The 16,895-nt window shown below is 65.8% G+C and carries 13 protein-coding genes; 8 read left to right on the forward strand and 5 right to left on the reverse strand.

Features of this window, described 5'->3' with window-relative positions; translation table 11 throughout:
* Positions 1 to 35: 35 nt before the first annotated feature.
* Positions 36 to 989, reverse strand: a complete 954-nt coding sequence (gene gshB / locus ACODS5_RS07155; RefSeq protein WP_134690431.1) for a glutathione synthase — start codon at positions 987 to 989, stop codon at positions 36 to 38.
* A 186-nt stretch (positions 990 to 1,175) separates the two neighbouring features.
* On the opposite strand from gshB, the gene pilG reads away from it, so the two are divergent.
* The 7 genes from pilG to trhA all read left to right on the forward strand — a co-directional run bounded on the left by pilG (position 1,176) and on the right by trhA (position 11,139).
* Positions 1,176 to 1,577: a twitching motility response regulator PilG gene (gene pilG / locus ACODS5_RS07160; RefSeq protein ID WP_046853924.1), complete on the forward strand. Its 402-nt coding sequence runs from the start codon at positions 1,176 to 1,178 to the stop codon at positions 1,575 to 1,577.
* Between the two features lie 48 nt (positions 1,578 to 1,625).
* Positions 1,626 to 1,991, forward strand: coding sequence for a twitching motility response regulator PilH (gene pilH / locus ACODS5_RS07165; protein ID WP_046853925.1), 366 nt, complete (start codon positions 1,626 to 1,628; stop codon positions 1,989 to 1,991).
* Complete coding sequence (locus ACODS5_RS07170) at positions 1,988 to 2,542, forward strand: chemotaxis protein CheW (RefSeq protein WP_134690429.1); 555 nt, start codon at positions 1,988 to 1,990, stop codon at positions 2,540 to 2,542. The genes pilH and ACODS5_RS07170 overlap by 4 nt, the downstream gene beginning before the upstream one ends.
* 50 nt (positions 2,543 to 2,592) lie before the next feature.
* The gene (locus tag ACODS5_RS07175) at positions 2,593 to 4,632 is read left to right on the forward strand and encodes a methyl-accepting chemotaxis protein (protein WP_489108312.1); all 2,040 of its coding nucleotides are present in this window, start codon (positions 2,593 to 2,595) and stop codon (positions 4,630 to 4,632) included.
* 10 nt (positions 4,633 to 4,642) lie between these two features.
* Complete coding sequence (locus ACODS5_RS07180; protein ID WP_489108296.1) at positions 4,643 to 9,931, forward strand: hybrid sensor histidine kinase/response regulator; 5,289 nt, start codon at positions 4,643 to 4,645, stop codon at positions 9,929 to 9,931.
* Complete coding sequence (locus tag ACODS5_RS07185) at positions 9,924 to 10,385, forward strand: chemotaxis protein CheW (RefSeq protein ID WP_134690425.1); 462 nt, start codon at positions 9,924 to 9,926, stop codon at positions 10,383 to 10,385. Before ACODS5_RS07180 ends, ACODS5_RS07185 begins: the two co-directional genes overlap by 8 nt.
* Positions 10,386 to 10,521: 136 nt before the next feature.
* Positions 10,522 to 11,139 (forward strand): PAQR family membrane homeostasis protein TrhA, encoded by a 618-nt coding sequence (trhA, locus tag ACODS5_RS07190; RefSeq protein WP_134690423.1) that lies wholly within the window; start codon positions 10,522 to 10,524, stop codon positions 11,137 to 11,139.
* Positions 11,140 to 11,157: 18 nt separating this feature from the next.
* On the opposite strand, the gene ACODS5_RS07195 is transcribed toward trhA, so the two are convergent.
* The 4 genes from ACODS5_RS07195 to ACODS5_RS07210 all read right to left on the reverse strand — a co-directional run bounded on the left by ACODS5_RS07195 (position 11,158) and on the right by ACODS5_RS07210 (position 14,587).
* On the reverse strand, positions 11,158 to 11,757 hold the full coding sequence (locus ACODS5_RS07195; RefSeq protein WP_134690421.1) for a hypothetical protein: 600 nt from the start codon (positions 11,755 to 11,757) through the stop codon (positions 11,158 to 11,160).
* Between the two features lie 142 nt (positions 11,758 to 11,899).
* Entirely contained in the window at positions 11,900 to 12,619 is a 720-nt protein-coding gene (locus tag ACODS5_RS07200; RefSeq protein WP_489108297.1) for a 16S rRNA (uracil(1498)-N(3))-methyltransferase, read from the reverse strand.
* A 169-nt stretch (positions 12,620 to 12,788) separates the two neighbouring features.
* Positions 12,789 to 14,195: an adenosylmethionine--8-amino-7-oxononanoate transaminase gene (locus tag ACODS5_RS07205; RefSeq protein WP_134690417.1), complete on the reverse strand. Its 1,407-nt coding sequence runs from the start codon at positions 14,193 to 14,195 to the stop codon at positions 12,789 to 12,791.
* 83 nt (positions 14,196 to 14,278) lie between these two features.
* Complete coding sequence (locus ACODS5_RS07210) at positions 14,279 to 14,587, reverse strand: hypothetical protein (protein ID WP_134690415.1); 309 nt, start codon at positions 14,585 to 14,587, stop codon at positions 14,279 to 14,281.
* A 300-nt stretch (positions 14,588 to 14,887) separates the two neighbouring features.
* On the opposite strand from ACODS5_RS07210, the gene ACODS5_RS07215 reads away from it, so the two are divergent.
* Positions 14,888 to 16,705 (forward strand): flavin monoamine oxidase family protein, encoded by a 1,818-nt coding sequence (locus tag ACODS5_RS07215; RefSeq protein ID WP_489108298.1) that lies wholly within the window; start codon positions 14,888 to 14,890, stop codon positions 16,703 to 16,705.
* The last annotated feature ends 190 nt before the right edge of the window (positions 16,706 to 16,895 follow it).

Raw genomic sequence — 16,895 nt, forward strand, 5'->3', positions numbered from 1 at the left:
ATACCCCACTGCGCGGCTTTGCCACCTGTCCTCGGTCAGCGCGCCTGCAGCTTGCGATCAATGGCATCCATCAACTGGCCGCCAATGTTGGTGTTATACGCGGCGTCGATCTCGCGGATGCAAGTTGGGCTGGTGACGTTGATCTCGGTGAGGTAGTCGCCGATCACGTCCAGGCCAACGAACAGCAGGCCCTTTTCGCGCAGGGTCGGGCCAACCTGGGCGGCGATCCAGCGATCGCGTTCGCTCAGCGGACGGGCCTCGCCACGGCCACCGGCGGCCAGGTTGCCACGGGTCTCGCCGCTGGCCGGGATACGCGCCAGGCAGTAGTCCACCGGCTCGCCGTCGATCATCAGGATGCGCTTGTCGCCATCCTTGATCGCCGGCAGGTAGGCCTGGGCCATGATCTGCTGGGCGCCGAGGGCGGTCAGGGTCTCGAGGATCACCGACAGGTTGGGGTCACCGGCGCGGTGACGGAAGATCGAGGTGCCGCCCATGCCGTCCAGCGGCTTGAGGATCACATCGCCGTGCTTGGCGGCGAACTCGCGGATGATGTCCGGACGGCGGCTGACCAGGGTCGGCGGGGTGCACTGCGGGAACAAGGTGGCGAACAGTTTCTCGTTGCAGTCGCGCAGGCTCTGCGGGCGGTTGACCACCAGCACGCCCTCGGCCTCGGCCTGCTCCAGCAGGTAGGTGCTGTAGACGAACTCCATGTCGAAGGGCGGATCCTTGCGCATCAGGATCACGTCCAGCTCGTTCAGCAGGCTGTCCTGTTCCTCGCCCAGCTCGAACCAGCGGGCCGGGTCGGCGAACACCTTGAGCGGGCGCATGCGGGCGCGGGCCTTGCCTTCGCCCTGGTACAGGTCGCGCTGCTCCATGTAGAACAGGCTCCAGCCACGGGCCTGGGCAGCCAGCAGCATGGCCAGCGAGCTGTCCTTTTTATAGGCGATGGACGCGATGGGGTCCATGACAATCCCGAGGCGAACGCTCATGGGGTAGTTCCTCTTGGCGGCGCTTGGCCGCGATGGCACGAAAGAAAAAGTGGCTCAGGGTGGCGCCGGGCGCGCCCACGGTCAAGGGGCGGGCGGATGGAATGGCCCTCGGGAGTGTGCTAAAAAGGCCAGGCACATGGCCTGCACGGCCTTTTGGCGAATTCGCTCCCAGGCAGAAGCGCAACTATGGAACAACCCCTGAAGGTGATGGTGATCGACGATTCCCGCACGATCCGCCGCACCGCGCAGATGTTGCTCGGCGAGGCAGGCTGCGAGGTGATCACCGCCAGTGACGGCTTCGACGCCCTGGCCAAGATTGTCGACCACAAACCGCGGGTCATCTTCGTCGACGTGCTGATGCCGCGCCTCGACGGTTACCAGACCTGCGCCATCATCAAGCACAACAGCGAGTTCAAGGACACCCCGGTGATCCTGCTCTCTTCCCGCGACGGCCTGTTCGACAAGGCCCGCGGCCGGGTGGTCGGTTCCGACCAGTTCCTGACCAAACCGTTCAGCAAGGAAGAATTGCTCGACGCGATCCGTGCCTGCGTGCCCGGCTTCGCCGCGCAGGATCCACACGCACCCTGACGCCGCCCACGCAGGGCGGCGTCTCTCTTTTCCTGATGGGGAAACAGCATGGCCCGAGTTCTGATTGTCGACGACTCGCCGACAGAAATGTACAGATTGACCGAATGGCTGGAGAAGCACGGCTATGGGGTGCTCAAGGCCGACAACGGCGCCGACGGCGTGGCCCTGGCGCGACAGGAGAAGCCCGACGCGGTGCTGATGGACATCGTCATGCCCGGCATGAACGGTTTCCAGGCCACCCGCCAGTTGAGCAAGGACCCGGAAACCAGCGCCATCCCGGTGATCGTGGTCACCACCAAGGACCAGGAAACCGACCGGATCTGGGCCCAGCGCCAGGGCGCCCGCGACTTCCTGACCAAACCTGTGGAAGAAGACGCGCTGATCGCCAAGCTCAAAGAAGTGCTGCAGGCTTGACCACCCGGCCCCAGGGCGCGTCGCTGACCGCCTTCGAGCTGCTGCTGGACATCGACCGGCGCTGCCGCCTGCTGGTGGCCGACCAGCCACCGCAGGACATCCGCCTGCAACAATGGAGCGGCATCGGCTTTCGTGTTGCCGGACAGTGGTTCGTCGCGCCCATGGGTGAAGTCGCCGAAGTGCTGCGCGAGCCCCGCAGCAGTCGGGTGCCGGGGGTACAACCCTGGGTCCGCGGGGTGGCCAATCTGCGCGGGCGATTGTTACCGGTGATGGACCTGTGCGCATTCTTCGGCCTCGGCCCTGCCGCTGCCGGCAAGCAGCGCCGGGTGCTGGTGCTGGACCACGAAGAGCTGTTCGCCGGGTTGCTGGTGGACGAGGTAGTGGGCCTGCAGCACTTTGCCCTGAGCAGCCTCGAGCTGTCGCCGCCGCAACCGCTGATTCGCGCCGCCGTGCCCTTCGTGCAGGGGCATTTCCCCCGTGAACGCAATTGGGCGATCTTCAGCCCGTTCGCCCTGGCCCAGGCGCCGGGTTTTCTCGATGTGGCGCTGTAGAGGACTTTTTCGTGAGCCAGCCTGTTCCCACTGCCAGCATCCCCGCCGCCGTGTCCCCGGCCGCCGTGGCCCAGCGCCCGCGCAGCACGGCGCAGATCACCGTGCTGTTCGTGGTGCTGATCCTGTCGATCGTCCTGCTGTTCGCCAACTTCGCCTACCTCAACACCCAGGCCAACCACGACAAGCAGTACATCGGCCATGCCGGCGAGCTGCGCGTGCTGTCGCAGCGCATCGCCAAGAATGCCACCGAGGCGGCGGCGGGCAAGGCCCTGGCGTTTCGCCTGCTGAGCGATGCACGCAATGACTTCGAGCGGCGCTGGCGCTACTTGCGCGAAGGTGACCAGACCACCGGCCTGCCGGCCGCGCCAGCGACAGTGCGCAACGAGATGGACGCGGTGCGCCAGGATTGGGAAAACCTGCGCAAGAACACCGACACCATCCTTGCCAGCGAGCAGACCGTGCTGTCGTTGCACCAGGTGGCGGCGACCCTGGCCGAGACCGTGCCGCAGTTGCAGGTGGAGTACGAGAAGGTCGTCGAGATCCTGCTGCAGAGCGGTGCCCCGGCCAGCCAGGTAGCGGTGGCCCAGCGCCAGTTGTTGTTGGCCGAACGCATCCTGGGCTCGGTCAACACCGTGCTGGCCGGCGATGAAACCTCGGTGCAGGCCGCCGATGCCTTTGGTCGCGACGCCAGCCGCTTCGGCCAGGTGCTCGAGGGCATGCTCGCCGGCAACCCGGCCCTGCAGGTCACCCGGGTCGAGGACGCCGACGCCCGGGCGCGACTGGCCGAGATCGCCGAGCTGTTCCAGTTCGTCGCCGGCTCCGTGGACGAGATCCTCGAGACTTCGCCGGAACTGTTCCGGGTGCGCGAGGCAGCGAGCAATATCTTCAGCTTGTCGCAAACCCTGCTCGATGAAGCCTCGCACTTGGCCAACGGCTTCGAGAACCTGGCCGGCGGGCGTACCCTGGATACCGTCGGCGGCTATGTCCTGGGCCTGCTGGCGCTGGCCTCGATCATCCTCATCGGCCTGGTGATGGTGCGCGCCACCAGTCGCCAGCTGCGCGACACGGCAGAAAAGAACGAGCGCAACCAGCAGGCGATCATGCGCCTGCTCGACGAGATCGAGGAGCTGGCCGACGGCGACCTCACGGTCACCGTGTCGGTCACCGAGGATTTCACCGGCGCCATCGCCGACTCGATCAACTACTCGGTCGATCAGTTGCGCGACCTGGTCGCCACCATCAACCACAGCGCCGAGCAGGTGGCCGCCGCGGTGCAGGACACGCAGAACACCGCGCGCCAACTGGCCAAGGCGTCAGAGCACCAGGCCGAGCAGATCAGCGAAGCCTCCGAGGCGGTGGGCGACATGGTCGAGTCGATCGACCGCGTGTCGGCCCACGCCTACGAGTCGGCCAAGGTGGCCGAGCGTTCGGTGGCCATCGCCAACAAGGGCAACGAAGTGGTTCACAATACCATCCATGGCATGGACAACATTCGCGAGCAGATCCAGGACACCGCCAAGCGGATCAAGCGCCTGGGCGAGTCATCCCAGGAGATCGGTGATATTGTCAGTCTGATCGACGACATTGCCGATCAGACCAACATCCTCGCCCTCAACGCGGCGATCCAGGCCTCGCTGGCCGGCGAGGCCGGGCGCGGCTTTGCCGTGGTCGCCGACGAGGTGCAGCGGTTGGCCGAGCGCTCGTCCTCGGCGACCCGGCAGATCGAGGCGCTGGTGCGCACTATCCAGGCCGATACCAACGAGGCGGTGATCTCCATGGAGCAGACCACCGCCGAGGTAGTACGCGGCGCGCGCCTGGCCCAGGACGCCGGGGTGGCCCTGGCCGAGATCGAGGGCGTGTCGCAGACCATGGCCGAGCTGATCCACAGCATTTCCGACGCCGCCCAGCTACAAACCTCTTCCGCCGGGCAGATTTCCCACACCATGGCAGTGATCCAGCAAATCACCGCGCAAACTTCCGCCGGCTCAGGGGCCACCGCCGACAGCATTCGTCACCTGGCGCGCATGGCCAGCGAGATGCGCCGCTCGGTGTCCGGTTTCACCTTGCCAAAACCGGCAGAGCGGTCGTGAGGGCGCGGGCATGACGGCAACCGCGCTGCACCACGCGCGTCACGACACGGTCGCCCTGGCCTGGGCCCGGGCGCCGATTCTCGACTGTCTGGGGCAGGCCCGTCAGGCCCTGGAGCGTTTTTCCGGTGAGCCGGGCGACCTGTCGTTGCTGGCGTTCTTTGTCGACAACCTGCACCTGGTGCACGGCTGCCTGCGCATGCTCGAGCTGCCTGGGGCCACGCGCCTGGCCGAAGAACTTGAGCTGTTGGCCCGGGCCATCGCCGATGGCCAGGTGAGTCCGCGCGGCGACTGCCTGGGTGCGCTGTTCCGCGGCCTCGAGCAGTTGCCGCCGTACCTGGACCGCTTGCGCGGCGCGCGGCACGACCTGCCACTGGTGGTGCTGCCGCTACTCAACCAGTTGCGCACCTGCCGTGGCGCCGAGCCGTTGGCCCAGGCCAGCCTGCTCGGCGAACTCGGCCAGCGCATCGCCGGGTCGGCGGACCTGGCCGACCTTGACCTGTCCCTGGGCAACTGGCGCGAGCACATGCAGGCCGGCCCCGGTCGTGATGCCTTGCGCTCGGTGGTGATGGCGCTGTGTGACGACCTGATGCGCATCAAGGACCGTCTCGACCCCTTCGTCGGCGGCGAACGCCCGCCCCAGGAGTCGCTGCAGGCACTGCTCGCGCCGCTGCGGCATGTCGCCGATACCTTGGCCGTGCTGGGGTTTCAGCAGCCGCGGCGGGTGATCATCGACCAGGTGCTGGCGCTGCAAGCCCTGGTCGAGCAGGACGGCGCGGTGGACGAGGCGGTGCTGATGGACGTCGCCGGGGCGCTGTTGTACGTGGAGGCCACCCTCAATGGCATGGTCGGCCCACTTGAGGAGACCACCCCAGGTAACCTGCCGGGCTCCGATCTGGCCGAGATCCGCCAGTTGGTGCTCAACGAATCGCTCAATGTCCTGCAGCAGGCCAAGGACCTGATTGGCGACTGCCTCGAGTCGGACTGGTCGCGTCAGCGCCTGCAGGCCTTGCCCGGCCTGTTGCAGCAGGTGCGCGGGGCCCTGGCGATGCTGATGCTGCCGGTGGCCGGCGAAGTGTTCGGTGCTTGTGCCGGTTACGTGCAGGGCTGGCTGGTGCACCTGGAAGACGAGCCACTGCCCGATGAACTGGCGCACCTGGCCGATGCCCTGAGTGCCGCAGAGGCCTGGCTGCAATGGCAGGTGGCCGATCCGCTTGCCGATGCCCAGGGTTTCATCGACATGGCCCATGCCAGCCTGGGCGCATTGGGTGTGCAGTGCCAGCGGGTGGAGACGGCCGCTGACGCCCCAGCGCTGGACGGCATCGACGACGAGCTGCGTGCGGTATTTCTCGAAGAGGCGGGCGAGTTGTTGCCGGAGATCGAGCGGCACTGGTTGCGCTGGCGAGCCGACAACGACCTGCGCGAGGCGCTGGTGGAGGTGCGCCGGGCCCTGCACACGCTCAAGGGCAGCGGTCGCATGGTGCATGCCGAGGCCGTGGCGGAGCTGGCCTGGGGCGCTGAGCACCTGCTCAACCGGGTGCTCGAAGGGCGCATCCTGCTTAGCCCCGAAGGGTTGGTGGCGTTGCAGCAGGTGTTCGTGCGCCTGCCCGACCTACTGGCCGACTTCGCCGCCGGGCAGATGCCGGCGAGCCGCGAAATTGAACAACTGGCCGGCCACCTGCATGCGCTTGCGCGCAACGATGTGCCGCCCAGCGCCAATATCGACGGCCTCGATCCGCAGTTGCTGGAGATCTTCCGCAACGAGGCCCAGGGCCACCTGGCCGGGCTCGACGCCTTCTTGCACAGCCTCGACGCCCGCGGCACGCCGGTCAGCGATGGCTTGCAGCGTGCGCTGCACACGCTCAAGGGCAGCGCCGCCATGGCCGGGGTGATGCCGGTGGCGGAGCTGGCCACCGCCCTTGACCGCCTGGTACGCGAATACAAGGGCCACCAGTTGCCCCTGCAGGTGGTCGAGGCCGAACTGCTGGAGGCCGCCCGCGCGTTGTTCCACCTTGGCCTGGCGCAACTGGGCAGCACGCCGCTGGCGCCGATTCCGGGGGCCGCGGCGCTGATCGAGCAGGTCGGTCAGGTGGTCGATGCCCGGCTCGCCCAGCATCAGACCGAGGGCCATCCGCAGCGCCGGCAGCGGCGTGACCCGCAGATGATCGCCAGCTTCCTGACCCTGGGCATGGACATTCTGCTCGACGCCGAGACCCGCCTGGCCAACTGGCAGGCCCAGCCGGCGCAGCACCATGAACTGCAAATGCTGCTCGACGAAATGACCACCCTCGGCCACGGCGCGCACCAGGCTGAACTGTGGCAGGTGGATGAAATCTGCGAAGGCCTGCTCGACCTGTATGGCGCGGTGGAGGAGGGCAGCCTGGCGGTGACCCCACGGATGTTCGAGGTGGCCCGGCAGTCCCACGAGGCCTTGTTCGACCTGTTCGACGAAGTGGCCGCCGGCCAGGACCTCAGTGCCCGCCCGGAATGCCTGGCGGCCTTGCATGGGCTGCTTGACGATGCCCTCGACCCTACTGCCATGGGCGTGGTCGGTGCCCAGGGGGTGACGCCGCTGGCACCGCTGGGCGACCTGACCGACCCGGCGGTGGTCGACCTGTTCCTGGAGGAAGCCGGCGATATCCTCGATGGCGCCAACCAGGCGTTGCAGCATTGGCAGCACGACCCGGACAGCGTCTCGGCGCTGTCCACGCTGCAGCACGATATCCAGACGCTCAAGGGCGGCGCGCAGATGGCCGCGATCGGCGCCATCGAAGTGCTCGCCCAGGAACTGGCGTTGCTTTACGAGGGCCTGGTCGACCGCCGCCTGGGCGCCAGCCCGGCACTGTTCGAGCTGCTGCGCCGCAGCCATGGCGCGCTGGCCGAGATGCTGCACAGCCTGGGCGAAGGCCATGCCCCACTGTCGGCTGTGGCGCTGCTCGGCGAGCTGCGTGAGTTTCGCCATCATGCGCCGCCACCGGGCCAGCCCGAAGCGCTGGACGATGAGCAGAGCGCCGAGGGCGACAAGGAACTGCTGGAAGTCTTCCTCGAGGAAAGCTCGGACATCGTCGAGAGCGCCGCCGAATCGCTGGCGCGCTGGCAGGCCGACCCGCGCAGCACAGTGGAGGTGGAAAACCTGCTGCGCGACCTGCACACCCTCAAGGGCGGCGCGCGCATGGTCGAGATCGCCGCGATTGGCGACCTGGCCCATGAGCTGGAATTTCTCTACGAACTGCTGGCCGCCGGGCGCCTGCCGCCGACCCCGGCGCTGTTCAGCCTGCTGCAGAACTGCCACGACCGCCTGGCGCACATGCTCGATGCCGTCCGCTTGGATCAGCCCTTGCATACCGCTGCGGCGTTGATCGACTACATCCGCAACTTCTCCAGCGCCGCCTTGACCGACAGCGCGACCACCCAGCCCCAGGCCGAGGCCGCTCCCGCCGAGGTGCCGGCCGCCGCGGCGGAACGCGCCGGGGACATGGTCAAGGTCGACGCCGAGTTGCTCGACGACCTGGGCAACCTGGCCGGTGAGCATTCGGTGATCCGTGGGCGCATCGAGCAACAGGTCAATGATGCCCAGTTCGCCCTGAATGAAATGGAAACCACGCTGGAGCGCATGCGCGACCAGCTGTTGCGCCTGGATATCGAGACCCAGGGGCGAATTTCCAGCCGCCAACAGTTCGAGGGTGACGCCTACGACGACTTCGATCCGCTGGAGATGGACCGCCATTCGCAATTGCAGCAATTGTCGCGGGCCTTGTTCGAGTCCACCTCGGACCTGCTCGACCTCAAGGAAACCCTGCTCCAGCGCACCCAGGAGGCGCACAACCTCCTGCAACAGCAGGCACGGGTCAACAGCCAGTTGCAGGAAGGCCTGACCGCCACCCTGATGGTGCCGTTCGAGCGCCTGGTGCCGCGCTTGCAGCGGGTGGTACGGCAGGTGGCCAGCGAGCTGGGCAAACAGGTCGAACTGGTGGTCGGCAACGCCGAGGGCGAGCTGGACCGCAGCGTGCTCGAACGCATGGTCGCCCCCCTGGAGCACATGCTACGCAATGCCGTCGACCATGGCCTGGAATCCCGCGAGGCGCGCCTGGCGGCTGGCAAGCCGGAGCTGGGCACCATCCACCTGAACCTGCTGCACGAAGGCGCCGACATCGTCATCGAAATGAGCGATGACGGTGCCGGGGTGCCGTTGACGGCGGTGCGCGAAAAGGCGATCAAACGCGGTCTGCTCGATCCGCAGGCGCGCCTGAGTGACCACGAGATCCTGCAGTTCATCCTGCGCCCGGGGTTCTCCACCGCCGAGAAGATCACCCAGATCTCCGGGCGCGGCCTGGGCATGGACGTGGTACACGAAGAGGTCAAGCAACTGGGTGGCTCGATGAGTATCGAGTCCAGCCCCGGCAAGGGCGCGCGCTTCTTGATTCGCCTGCCGTTCACCGTATCGGTGAACCGGGCGCTGATGGTGCATGTCGACGACGAACAGTACGCCATCCCGCTGAACACCATCGAAGGCATCGTCCGCGTGCCGCCGGCCGAGCTCGAGGCCTGCTACAGGCTGGATCCGCCGCGCTACACCTACGCCGGGCACGACTACGCGCTGCGCTACCTCGGCGAGCTGCTGCAGGGCGGCGGCCAGCCGAACCTGCTGGGCCTGAGCGTGCCCTTGCCGGTGCTGCTGACCCACTCCCACGAGCAGTCGTTCGCCATCCAAGTCGACAGCCTGTCGCCAAGCCGCGAGATCGTGGTCAAGAGCTTGGGGCCGCAGTTCGCCGCTGTACCGGGGCTGTCTGGCGCGACCCTGCTCGGTGATGGCCGGGTGGTGCTGATTCTCGACCTGCTCGGCCAGTTGCGTGGCCAGCAGCGTCGCCTGGCGCGCCTGCCCGGCGCGCTCGACAGCCAGCGTGCGCTGATCGGCCCGGCGCCACGGCGGCCCTTGCTGGTGATGGTGGTGGACGACTCGGTCACCGTGCGCAAGGTCACCAGCCGCTTGCTGGAACGCCACGGCATGAGCGTGCTGACGGCCAAGGATGGGCTAGATGCCATGGCTTTGCTCGAGGAGCATCGCCCCGATGTGTTGCTGCTGGATATCGAGATGCCGCGCATGGACGGTTTCGAGGTGGCGACGCGAATTCGTCGTGACGAGCGCTTGAAGCAGTTGCCGATCATCATGATCACCTCGCGCACCGGCCAGAAGCACCGCGAGCGGGCCATGGCCATTGGCGTCAACGAATACCTGGGCAAGCCGTATCAAGAGTCGCTGCTGTTGCAGAGCATCGCCCACTGGAGCCAGCACCATGCTTGAACATATCGCCGGCCAACGCAGTAGCCTGACCGGTTTGTTGTTGCCGCTGGGCGACCGCACGCTGGTGCTGCCCAACGTGGCGGTGGCCGAGTTGATCGGCCATCGCGCCATTGCCTGCGAGGCGGGCGAACCGCAGTGGCACCTGGGTTGGGTCGACTGGCGCCAGCAACGCTTGCCGTTGATCGGTTTCGAGGCCGCCTGCGGCGGGCAGAGCCTCTGTGGCGAGCGGGCGCGGATCGTCGTGCTCAATGCCCTGGGCGATACCGGGTTGCGTTTTCTGGCGGTGTTGCTGCAGGACATTCCGCGTTCGTGCAAGCTCGACAGCCAGCTCAACTACGTCGACGTGCCCCTGGCCGCGTTGGAACTGGCGGCGGTACAGGTGGGCGAGCAGGTGGCTCGGGTCCCGGACCTGGCGGGGTTGGAGCGGATGGTGCGCGAAGCTGAGCTTCGCTAGCTTCAAGTTGTAAGCTTCAAGCGGCAAGCTGATGAGGGCAGGTTGGCCGCGCGGGTAGGACCCTCGTGTATGCGATCTGCTCTTTCTTGACGCTTGTAGCTTGAAACTTGAGTCTGTGGGGGAGGTCTGTGCTTGCATGTACTACGGTGAACGTTTCAATGCCTGGACCCACCTGGTCGGTGCTGTCCTGGCCTGTATCGGCGCGATCTGGCTGATCGTCGTGGCCGGGTTGCAGGGCGATCCCTGGAAGATCGTCAGTTTTTCCATCTACGGCACCACCTTGCTGCTGCTCTACAGCATCTCCACCCTCTACCACAGCACCCGCGGCCGGGCGAAGAGGGTCATGCGCAAGCTCGACCACCTGTCGATCTACCTGCTGATCGCCGGCAGCTACACCCCATTCTGCCTGGTCAGCCTGCGCGGGCCCTGGGGTTGGAGCCTGTTCGGGGTGGTCTGGGGGCTGGCGCTGATCGGCATGCTGCAGGAGATCAAGCCACGTTCCGAGGCGCGGATCCTGTCGATCGTCATCTACGCGGTGATGGGCTGGATCGTGCTGGTGGCGGTCAAGCCGTTGCTGCGCTCGCTCGGTACCGCCGGCTTTGTCTGGCTGGCGAGTGGCGGAGTGCTGTACACCGTGGGCATCATCTTCTTCGCCCTCGACAGCCGCTTGCGCCATGCCCACGGCATCTGGCACCTGTTCGTCATCGCTGGCAGCCTGATGCACTTCGTGGCGGTGTTTTTCTACGTATCCTGACCGGTCCTCAGGGCCAGGTCAGTTGTAATTCCCCATCACGCAGCTGTTCGGGTGGCTCTGGCACAAGCGCTGGGTGGTTCTGAGGTGGTCATGGAAGCGTTCGGCGTGCTCGCTCCACCAGTGCTCATTGAACCGCCGCAGGGTCTGGACGATGTGACCGCCTTGCGCAGGCGCTTCGGGGGTGGGGTCTGTCTTGATCAGGGGCCAGAGGGCGTTGAACTCGGCGATCAGTGCTTGGCGTGTGCTGTCGATAGTGGCCGGGTCGGCAGCCGGGTGCTCGCGGTTGAAGTCCGCCAGCGCCAGGCCGACGTACTGCTCCAGCACCGGTGGTGGCCTGAGCGCCTGGGCACCTGCGAGCAGCGTCGCGTGCAGCCCTGGCGTCAGCGCGTCGATGTAGCAGAAGCCAAAGTGCATCCTGGGTTTACCGTCATGTCCGCGCTGCTTCATCGCGGCCTTGCACAACGCGAGTTTTTGCTCGTGGGGCTGCACTGCAGGGCAGGGCGCGTCCGCTTTGCAGGGGGCCGGCCCGGGCTGCAGTGCCAGCGTGTTGCGCTCGAAAAATAGCAGGCCGGTCAGCACGCAAACGGCCAGGAACCCAAGCAAGGTCAACATTCTCATCGCCGCCACTTCCGGAAGTTTCCACAATCGGGAACCTTATGAGAGCGGCCTGCCGGGCGCTACTGGCAAAACTGCCAGTGGCTGTTTGGCATGAGTTTTTCGGAAAAGTCCGAGCTAAACCCTGGCATAGGCGGGTGGCGGGTCAGAAATCTCCCCAAAGCTGCTGTGCCACCGACAGCGCCACCACCGGGGCTGTCTCGGTGCGCAGCACGCGGGGGCCAAGGCGCGCGGCATGGAAACCAGCGGCCTTGGCCTGCTCGACCTCGGCGTCGCTCAGGCCGCCTTCGGGGCCGATCAGGAACGCCAGGTTGGTCGGTTGCTCGTGGCTGGTAAGCGGCGCCGCCACCGGATGCAAGACCAGCTTGAGGTCGGCCTCGGTGCTTTTCAGCCATTCGGCCAGGGTCACCGGCGGCTGGATTACCGGCAAGGTCGAGCGGCCACATTGTTCACAGGCGCTGATCGCCACCTGGCGCCAGTGGGCCAGACGCTTGTCGGCGCGTTCGTCCTTCAGGCGCACCTCGCAGCGTTCGCTGACGATCGGGGTGATCAGGTTGGCGCCCAGTTCGGTGGCTTTCTGGATCGCCCAGTCCATGCGCTCGCCCCGGGACAGGCCCTGGCCGAGGTGGATATGCAGCGGCGACTCGGCAAGGCCTGGCAAGGCCTGGTCGAGTTGCACGCGCACGCTTTTCTTGCCCACCTCCAGCAACTGGCCGAGGAACTCCTGGCCACTGCCGTCGAACAATTGCACGGCGTCGCCGGCGGCCATGCGCAGCACGCGGCCGATGTAGTGGGCCTGGGCTTCGGGGAGGTCGTGCTCGCCGAGGCTCAAGGGGGCGTCGATGAAAAAGCGGGAAAGTCTCATGGGGCTACTCGGAATCTGATGAAGGCATCGTTCCTGTAGAGCGGCCTTGTGCCGCGAAAGGGCTGCGCAGCAGCCCCAGGTTTTCAGCTTCGCGGCAGAAACTGCCGGGGCTGCGGCCCTTTCGCGACACAAGGCCGCTCCTACAGGAGGCGGCGTAAAGGCATGGGGTTTAGCCCGGGTCGCGGAAGTCGGGGTAGAAGTTGGCCGGCACTGCCACGCTGAGGCTATCGCGGGTGGCGATGTCGATGCCTTCGCTGGCCACCTCGGCGAGGAAGTCGATCTGCTCGGGGGTGATCACGTATGGCGGCAGGAAATACACCACGCTGCCCAGCGGGCGCAACAGCGCGCCGCGGCTCAGGGCGTGCTCGAAGACCTTCAGGCCGCGGCGCTCCTGCCACGGGTAGGCGGCTTTGCTGGTTTTGTCCTGGACCATCTCGATGGCCAGGGCCATGCCGGTCTGGCGGATCTCGGCGACATGGGCGTGGTCGGCCAGGTGCGCGGTGGCGCTGGCCATGCGCGCGGCCAGGGCCTGGTTGGCCTCGATCACGTTGTCTTGGGCGAAGATATCCAGGGTCGCCAGCGCCGCGGCGCAGGCCAGCGGGTTACCGGTGTAGCTGTGCGAGTGGAGGAAGGCGCGCAGGGTCGGGTAGTCGTCGTAGAAGGCCTGGTACACCTTGTCGGTGGTCAGGCAGGCCGCCAGCGGCAGGTATCCGCCGGTCAGGGCCTTGGACAGGCACAGGAAGTCCGGACGGATGCCGGCTTGTTCGCAGGCGAACATCGTGCCGGTACGGCCGAAGCCCACGGCGATTTCGTCATGGATCAGGTGCACGTCGTAGCGGTCGCAGGCCTCGCGCAGCAGCTTGAGGTACACCGGATGGTACATGCGCATGCCGCCGGCACCCTGGATCAGCGGCTCGACGATAACCGCCGAGATCGTCTCGTGGTGTTCGGCCAGGGTGTGTTCCATCGCGGCGAACAGGTTGCGCGAATGTTCTTCCCAGCCCATGCCTTCAGGGCGGTGGTAGCAGTCGGGGCTGGGTACCTTGATGGTGTCCAGCAGCAGGGCCTTGTAGGTCTCGGTGAACAACGGCACATCACCCACCGACATCGCGGCGATGGTTTCGCCGTGGTAGCTGTTGGTCAGGGTGACGAAGCGTTTCTTCTGCGGCTTTCCAGTGTTCTGCCAGTAGTGGAAGCTCATCTTCAGCGCCACTTCGATGCACGACGAGCCGTTGTCGGCGTAGAACACCCGGTCCAGCCCGGCTGGCGTCATCGCCACCAGGCGCTCGGACAGTTCGATCGCCGGCTGGTGGCTGAAACCGGCGAGGATCACATGTTCGAGCTGGTCGACCTGGTCCTTGATGCGCTGGTTGATCCGCGGGTTGGCGTGGCCGAACACGTTGACCCACCAGGAGCTGACGGCGTCCAGGTAGCGTTTGCCTTCGAAGTCCTCGAGCCAGACCCCTTCACCGCGTTTGATCGGGATCAGCGGCAGTTGTTCGTGGTCTTTCATCTGGGTGCAGGGGTGCCACAGGACCTTGAGGTCGCGTTGCATCCACTGATCGTTGAGGCCCATGGGCTTTGCTCCTGGCGTTACGGCGAGTTTGACCGCGTAAGCCTAAGCAAAGCCGGAGGGCAGGACAACCGCTGGATAACCGCTCAATGCAGACGCAGCGGTGACCATTGCAGGGAGCGCAGGTGCACGGTCGATTGCGGGCCGGTAGAGAGGGTCAGGCTGCACAGGGGGCTGGATTGTTCGTGCAGGTGGTGGCCGAACTGGGTGGGGCTGGGGACAAAGACATTGTCACCGTCAAAAAAAGTCAGCCAGTAGGCATGCACGACTTGCGCGCCAAAACGACAAATTTTCGTATCCAGCGATAGATCGTGCACGGGGCGGCGGAAGTCGATGGTGACGTCGCATTCACCGGTAAGTGTGAGCTGAACGGCGCGCTCACCCTGTGCTGTCATGTAGTGCGACCATAGCACATCCCCCTGGGTCGAGATTTTCCAACCCGTCGAGCGGTTCCAGTCATGTCTTGATGATAAGGCGTGCGCGGTTTGGCTCACGGTGATGAGTCCGATACTGATGGGGCCCTGCCCAGATTGCTAGCCAAGCGGCGAGTGGGCAACTGACAAAATTACCAGTTGCCAAAAGCACTTGATGTCACTGCGCTGGCAGGGTCTGCAAGGGTGACGTATTCTTAACGCATCTCTCCCGGGGCGTTCTTCCCCGATCTTTCTGTCGTTCTACAACCGGAGTTCGCCATCATGGCTGCTGCTTGGGTGCGCCTGTGCGCGTTGGTATTGATTGGTGTGTCCAGCGGTGCCGCGCTGGCCAAGGACAAGACGGCAATCGTCGTCGGTGGTGGCCTGGCGGGCCTGACGGCGGCCTATGAGCTGCAGAACAAGGGCTGGCAGGTGACCCTGCTGGAGGCCAAGTCAGGCATGGGTGGGCGTTCGGGCCTGGCCACCAGCGAATGGATAGGCAACGACAAGACCCAGCCGGTGCTCAACCGCTATTTGCAGCAGTTCAAGGTTGCGACTTTGCCGGCGCCGGAGTTCGTGCGGACCCCCGGCTACCTGATCGATGGCGAGTACTTCAGCGCCGCTGACCTGGCCGCCAAGCAGCCAGCCACCGCCGAGGCGCTCAAGCGTTACGAAAAGACCCTCGACGACCTGGCCCGCTCGATCGACGACCCGCTCAACCCGGCGGCCAACAGCACCTTGTTCGCTCTCGACCAGATGAACGTCTCCACCTGGCTCGACAAGCTGCAATTGCCCGCCACCGCTCGTCAGCTGGTCAACCAGCAGATCCGTACCCGCTATGACGAGCCATCGCGCCTGTCGCTGCTGTATTTCGCCCAGCAGAACCGCGTCTACCGCAATGTCAGCGACCGTGACCTGCGCGCCGCGCGCCTGCCTGGCGGCAGCCCTGTATTGGCCCAGGCCTTCGTCAAGCAGTTGAAGAGCATCAAGACCAGCTCGCCGGTCACTTCCATTGTCCAGGACAAGGATGGCGTGACCGTCAAGGTCGGCGCGGTGGGCTACCAGGCCGATTACCTGGTCATGGCCGTGCCCCTGCGCGCGCTGGCCAAGATCCAGATGACCCCAGGCCTGGACAACCAGCACCTGGCGGCGCTCAAAGGCACCAACTACGGCTGGCGCGACCAGCTGATGCTCAAGTTCAAGAACCCGGTCTGGGAAAGCCGCGCGCGGATGTCCGGTGAAATTTTCAGCAACACTGGCCTGGGCATGCTGTGGATCGAGCCTGCGCTCAAGGGCGGGGCTAACGTGGTGATCAACCTGTCCGGCGATAACGCTCGCCTGTTGCAGGCGTTCGGTGACAAGCAGATGGTCGACCAGGTGCTGATCCGCCTGCATGCCTTCTACCCGCAGGCCCGGGGCGCCTTCACCGGCTACGAGGTGCGTCGCTACAGCACCGACGCCGGCATGGGCGGCGCCTACCTGGCCTTCGGCCCAGGGCAGATCAGCAAGTACTGGCGCCTGTGGGAGCGTCCGGTGCAGCGCATCGCCTTTGCCGGCGAGCACACCGATGCGCTGTATCCCGGTACTCTCGAAGGCGCCCTGCGCAGTGGCCAGCGCGCCGCCGGGCAGGTCCAGGAGCTGGCCGCGGGCAAGTCGTTCGATCCGGTCAAGGCCGCACCGGTAGCGGCGGCGGCTGTCGGTGCCGCAGCGGCGAAAGACCAGGGTGGGTTCTTCTCCAAGCTGTTTGGAGGCTCTGCCAAGAAGGCCCCGGCCCAGGCCGAGGCGGCCAAGGATGACAAACCAGGCTTCTTCTCGCGCCTGTTCGGGGCGAGCGACAAGCCCGAGGCCAAGGCCGCGCCGATCGCCAAGGCCGAAGAGGTCGCGCCGGCACCTGCTGCGGCGCCTGCGCCCGTGGCCCCGGCACCGGTGGTCCAGCAGCAACCGGTCAAGGTCGCGCCGGCCAAGCCTGCCGCCGCGCATAAACCGGCGGCCAAGCCTGTGCATAAACCTGCGGCCAAGCCAGTACCGGCGAAAAAGGCCACTGCCAAGGGTGAGCCTGCCAAGAAAGCTGTGGTCAATACCCAGGCCAAGGCCAACTGATCGATAGCTGCCAGCTCGCCAAGCCCGCTCCCACCTCTCGAGGTGGGAGCGGGCTTGGCCGCGATCGGGTCCTGGCATCTCCCCTTTGAACGTCTATCGTTAATGTTTCCTTAATAGGAAGCTTGCAGACTTAATATCGGATTTCTCGATCATCCGAAGCAATTTTTTCCGCTTTTATTCGATAAGTTAC

It is taken from the genome of Pseudomonas sp. FG47 (assembly GCF_057809115.1).

Coding starts and splice junctions, on each gene's coding strand:
- ACODS5_RS07195 (WP_134690421.1), bottom strand. CDS start 11,757: ATGAGAATGTTGACCTTGCTTGGGTTCCTGGCCGTTTGCGTGCTGACC.
- ACODS5_RS07180 (WP_489108296.1), top strand. CDS start 4,643: ATGACGGCAACCGCGCTGCACCACGCGCGTCACGACACGGTCGCCCTG.
- ACODS5_RS07205 (WP_134690417.1), bottom strand. CDS start 14,195: ATGGGCCTCAACGATCAGTGGATGCAACGCGACCTCAAGGTCCTGTGG.
- ACODS5_RS07215 (WP_489108298.1), top strand. CDS start 14,888: ATGGCTGCTGCTTGGGTGCGCCTGTGCGCGTTGGTATTGATTGGTGTG.
- pilH (WP_046853925.1), top strand. CDS start 1,626: ATGGCCCGAGTTCTGATTGTCGACGACTCGCCGACAGAAATGTACAGA.
- pilG (WP_046853924.1), top strand. CDS start 1,176: ATGGAACAACCCCTGAAGGTGATGGTGATCGACGATTCCCGCACGATC.
- gshB (WP_134690431.1), bottom strand. CDS start 989: ATGAGCGTTCGCCTCGGGATTGTCATGGACCCCATCGCGTCCATCGCC.
- trhA (WP_134690423.1), top strand. CDS start 10,522: ATGTACTACGGTGAACGTTTCAATGCCTGGACCCACCTGGTCGGTGCT.
- ACODS5_RS07210 (WP_134690415.1), bottom strand. CDS start 14,587: ATGACAGCACAGGGTGAGCGCGCCGTTCAGCTCACACTTACCGGTGAA.
- ACODS5_RS07185 (WP_134690425.1), top strand. CDS start 9,924: ATGCTTGAACATATCGCCGGCCAACGCAGTAGCCTGACCGGTTTGTTG.
- ACODS5_RS07200 (WP_489108297.1), bottom strand. CDS start 12,619: ATGAGACTTTCCCGCTTTTTCATCGACGCCCCCTTGAGCCTCGGCGAG.